We start from the raw sequence: 4,349 nt of genomic DNA on the forward strand, positions 1-4,349 counted from the left end.
GGGCGGAGGTCATGTGGTGCCTTTCGTGCGTCAGGGGGTCAGTTGGCCGCGCGGGCCGGGAGCCGGCGGCGGAGGGCCCGGCCGGCGGCCGGCCCGGCGACCAGCAGCAGGGCGAGGGCGAGGATGGTGACGGCGATCGGGCTGCGCAGCAGGAAGAGGCCGTCGTCGCCGCCGAGCGCCGAGGTCTGCACCAGCGCCTTCTCGAAGAGCGGGCCGATGACGAGGCCCAACACCATGGGCGCCATCGGGAAGTTGAGGCGCTTCATGGCGTAGCCGACGAGGCCGAAGAACAGCACCACCCAGACGCTGAACATGCTGCTCTTGACCGAGTAGGCGCCGAGGATGCTGGTGACGATGATCAGCGGGTAGAGGAACGCGTACCGGATGCGCAGCAGTTGGGCGAAGACCGGGGCGAGCGGCAGATTGAGGAGCAGCAGCATCAGGTTGCCGAGGAAGAAGGAGACCAGCAGGCCCCAGACCAGCTCTGGCTGGGTGTCGAAGAGTTGCGGCCCGGGCTGGATGCCGTAGACCAGGAAGGCGCCGAGCAGCACGGCGGTGGTGGCGCCGCCCGGCACGCCGAGCACCAGGGTGGGGATGAAGTTGGCGTTGGAGGCGGCGTTGGTGGCGGCGTCGGGGGCGACCACGCCCTCGATGGCGCCCTTGCCGAGCTGCTTGCGGTGGCGGGAGAACTTCTTCTCGGTGCCGTAGGCCATGAAGGAGGCGAGCGTGGTGCCGGCGCCGGGCAGGCAGCCGAGCAGGAAGCCGACGACGGTGCCGCGGGCGACCGGCGCGGCGGAGCGCCGCAGGTCCTCGCGGGTGAGCATCAGCTCGCGGAACCTGGCCCTGATCGGCGGTGCCATGCCGATGTGCAGCTGGTTGAGGAGCTCGCCGATGGCGAACAGGCCGATCATGACCTCGACGAAGGGGACACCGCCGTAGAGGTCGATCTCGCCGAAGGTGTAGCGGGCGGTGCCGCTGCCGACGTCCACGCCGACGCAGCCGACGAGCACGCCGAACAGGCCGATGGCCATGCCGAGCGCGAGGTTGCGTCCGGAGAACACCACGATGGTGCAGAGGCCGAGGATCATCACGGCCAGCATCTCGCGCGGCCCGAAGTCGAGCGCGATCTCCGCGAAGAAGGGGGCCAGTGCCATCAGCGCGACGAGCGAGACCATGGCGGCGACGAAGGCGCCGAGCGCCGAGATCGCCAGGGCGGGCCCGGCGCGGCCCTTGCGGGCCATCTGGTAGCCGTCGAGGGTGGAGATCACCGAGGACGCCTCGCCGGGGGTGGCGATCAGGATGGCGGTGATGGTCGCGCCGAACTGGGCGCCGTGGTAGATGCCGGCCAGCATGATCAGGGCGGTGAGCGGCGGGAAGGTGAGGGTGACCGGGATCAGGATGGCGACGCCGGTCGCCGAGCCGAGCCCGGGCAGGATGCCGATGACGGTGCCGAGCAGCACGCCGACGAAGCACCACAGCAGGTTGTCGGCGGTGAAGGCGGCCTCGAAGCCGGTGCCGAGGTTGGCGATCACTGGGCGCTCCAGACGGCCGGGTCGAAGACGCCGAGCGGCAGCGGGACGCGCAGCACGACGACGAAGATCAGGTGGGCGACGGCGTAGGTGGCGCCGGCCACCAGCAACGAGCGCAGCGGCGGCTGGCGTTCGACGACGGCGGCCAGGAACAGGGTCATCAGGGTGAGCGCGGGCAGCAGCCCGAGCAGGGGGATGGCGAGGGCGGTGACGACCATGGTGGCGACGACGGCCAGCAGCTTGCGTCGGACCCGGCGCCGCTCCTCCGGGGTGTGCGCGGCGTCCTCGACGACCAGCCCGTCGCCCTCCAGCGCGGATCCGACGCGGATCTCCTGGCGGACCAGCACGAGGCCGAGCAGCAGCAGCGCGAGGCCGGCGACGCGGGGCAGCGCGCCGGGGCCGACCGCGCCGTCCTCGGGGTTGGTCCAGTGGTACTCGAAGGAGAGGGCGAGGAACAGCGCGCCGACGGCGGCCAGTACGCCGTAGGCGACGACGACGGGCGTCCGAACGTCCGGGTTCACTGGTAGACCTCCCGCATCCGTTCGTCGTACGTCTCGAGGTAGGCGGCGAACTCGTCGCCGCTGCGGTCGGCGGGGATCAGCAGGTCGTCGGCGAGGTAGTCGCGGTAGGTGTCCGACTCCATGGCCCGCTCGATCTCGGCTATCCAGTAGTCGCGTTGCACGTCGGCGATCCCGCCGGCGGCGAACACCCCGCGCCAGACGGTGACCTGGGCGTCGATGCCCTGCTCGCGGGCGGTGGGCACCTCGCCGAGCACCGGGTCGTCGTAGCGCTCGGCCGTCATGGAGCAGAGCGGCACCAGGTCGCCGCTCTCCAGGTAGGGCTTGACGGAGGCGGCGCTGGTCGGCGCGAAGTCGACCTGGCCGCCGAGCAGCCCGGTCATCACCTCGCCTGAGGAGCCGTACGGGACGGTGTCGAACGAGCCGCCCTCCTCGGTGAGTTCGGCGACGACGAGCGAGTCGGCGCCGGTCCGGCCGCTGGAACCGACGACGACCCGCTCGTTCTCGCTGGCCTCGATCACGTCATGGCAGTCGGTGAACTCCGAGTCGGCGGGCGCCACGACGACGCGGGAGTCCTCGGCGAACATCACCAGGGGCGTGAAGTCGCGGTAGGTGAAGGGCACGTCGTAGACCAGCGGCAGGGTGTTGAGCGCGGTCTCGGCGACCAGCAGCGTGTTGCCGTTGCCCTGTTCGGCGAGGAACGTGGCCCAGCCGACGGCGCCCGACCCGCCCTCCTTGTTCTCGACGTTGACGTCGAAGCCGGCTTCGAGCTCGTTGAGGCCCTGCGCGATGACGCGGGCCGAGCGGTCGCTGCCGCCGCCGGGCGCGAAGGCGACGACCATCGGCACCGAGCCGCGGGGCGTCCAGTCGTCGGGGACGGGTGGTGTCGTGTCGAGAACCGAGCACGACGCGAGACACAGAACCAGTGGTGCGCTTGCGACGCCCAGCCGTCTGCGCAGCGGTGACGTCATCGTCAGCCTTCCTGCAACATCCGAGATCCTATGGGATATCGGAAGACGGTAGGCCGTGCCGCGAAGACTGACAAGACTCGTGCGGATATCAGTTCACCGGCCCGGCACGGTCATCGGCCGGGCACGGTCACCGGCCGGTCGGGTCCTACCCTCGTCGGATGACTCCGCCCGACATCGACGCCGGCTGGCTGCGACTCCGCCCGTTCACCGACGCGGACATCGACTGGGTCCACCGGGTCTCGCTCGATCCCGCGCTGGAACGCTTCATCGACCTGCCGTCGCCCTATCTGCGGGAGCACGCCGCGTACTTCGTCGAGCGGCTGGCGGTCGAGGGGTGGCGGTCCGGCACCCGCGCCGAGTTCCTGGCCGAGGACGCCGGGACGGCCGGCCGCCTCGGCCGGGTCGGGCTGCACCTGCGGGGCGACCGCACCGCGGAGATCGGCTTCTGGGTCGCCCCCACAAGCCGCGGCCGCGGGGTGGCCCCGACCGCGGCGCGGGCCGTCTGCCGCTGGGCGTTCGCCGAACTCGGCCTCGACCACGTCGAGTGGCGCGCCGAGGTGGGCAACGACGCCTCCCGGCGGGTGGCGGAGAAGATCGGCTTCCGGGTCGAGGCCACGCTCCGCCGCCGCCTCGTGCACCGGGGCGAGCGCGTCGACGCCTGGGTGGGCTCGCTGCTCCCCGCCGAGTTGCGGTGACCGTTTCCTTCAAGACCGCGTGCGCCCCGGCCGCCTACCGTCCGAGGCATGGACAGCCTCACCCCTGACACCCGACACCTCGCCACCCGCGTCGAGCGACCGGCCCGCGACGTCTACGCCTTCGCGTCGAACCCCGCCAACCTGCCCGCGTGGGCGGCCGGGTTGGCGGAGGGCATCGCCGAGACCGACGGACGCTGGATCGCCGAGTCGTCCCTCCTGGGCCGGGTCGAGGTCGTGTTCGCGCCGGCCAACGAGTTCGGCGTGCTCGACCACGACGTCACGCTGCCGACGGGCGAGACCGTCCCCAACCCGGTCCGGGTGATCCCGGACGGCCCGGCCGCCTGCGACGTGGTGTTCACCCTGCGCCGCCGAGCGCACATGACCGACGCCGAGTTCCGCCGCGACGCGGCGACCGTGACGGACGACCTCGGCAGGCTCAAGCACCTGTTGGAGGGACGTCGGGGCGAACCCGCGTCCCCGGTCGCCGCCGGCTGATCCACCACCTTGGCGAGCGGTCGGGTGATTGATCGAAGTGGTGGAACGGGGCTGCCAATCAATCGCGGGGCCGCTGGAATGACTGGTGTGCGTCGCCTCGCTCCGAGTTGAGGGGGGGGGACCGAGGCGACCGCCAGGAGG

General features: G+C 71.7%; 5 protein-coding genes. 2 read left to right on the forward strand and 3 right to left on the reverse strand.

What is annotated here, in order from left to right; genetic code table 11:
• Window positions 1-38: 38 nt before the first annotated feature.
• Genes E1283_RS32690 through E1283_RS32700 form a run of 3 tightly spaced genes read right to left on the reverse strand, consistent with a single transcriptional unit; the run spans window position 39 to window position 3,018 of the window.
• Window positions 39-1,532: a tripartite tricarboxylate transporter permease gene (locus tag E1283_RS32690; RefSeq protein WP_165956331.1), complete on the reverse strand. Its 1,494-nt coding sequence runs from the start codon at window positions 1,530-1,532 to the stop codon at window positions 39-41.
• Window positions 1,529-2,050, reverse strand: coding sequence for a tripartite tricarboxylate transporter TctB family protein (locus E1283_RS32695; RefSeq protein ID WP_132821790.1), 522 nt, complete (start codon window positions 2,048-2,050; stop codon window positions 1,529-1,531). Before E1283_RS32695 ends, E1283_RS32690 begins: the two co-directional genes overlap by 4 nt.
• The gene (locus E1283_RS32700) at window positions 2,047-3,018 is read right to left on the reverse strand and encodes a tripartite tricarboxylate transporter substrate binding protein (RefSeq protein ID WP_132821791.1); all 972 of its coding nucleotides are present in this window, start codon (window positions 3,016-3,018) and stop codon (window positions 2,047-2,049) included. Before E1283_RS32700 ends, E1283_RS32695 begins: the two co-directional genes overlap by 4 nt.
• A 158-nt stretch (window positions 3,019-3,176) precedes the next feature.
• On the opposite strand from E1283_RS32700, the gene E1283_RS32705 reads away from it, so the two are divergent.
• Both E1283_RS32705 and E1283_RS32710 read left to right on the forward strand, forming a co-directional pair.
• Complete coding sequence (locus tag E1283_RS32705) at window positions 3,177-3,713, forward strand: GNAT family N-acetyltransferase (RefSeq protein WP_132821792.1); 537 nt, start codon at window positions 3,177-3,179, stop codon at window positions 3,711-3,713.
• A gap of 48 nt (window positions 3,714-3,761) precedes the next feature.
• Window positions 3,762-4,208: an SRPBCC family protein gene (locus tag E1283_RS32710; protein WP_132821793.1), complete on the forward strand. Its 447-nt coding sequence runs from the start codon at window positions 3,762-3,764 to the stop codon at window positions 4,206-4,208.
• Window positions 4,209-4,349 lie beyond the last annotated feature (141 nt).

It is taken from the genome of Streptomyces hainanensis, from assembly GCF_004348415.1.
Taxonomy (GTDB): Bacteria; Actinomycetota; Actinomycetes; order Streptomycetales; family Streptomycetaceae; genus Streptomyces; species Streptomyces hainanensis.

Excerpts from the sequence above, each read along its gene's own strand:
- E1283_RS32705 (WP_132821792.1), top strand. The coding sequence starts at position 3,177 with ATGACTCCGCCCGACATCGACGCCGGCTGGCTGCGACTCCGCCCGTTC.
- E1283_RS32710 (WP_132821793.1), top strand. The coding sequence starts at position 3,762 with ATGGACAGCCTCACCCCTGACACCCGACACCTCGCCACCCGCGTCGAG.
- E1283_RS32700 (WP_132821791.1), bottom strand. The coding sequence starts at position 3,018 with ATGACGTCACCGCTGCGCAGACGGCTGGGCGTCGCAAGCGCACCACTG.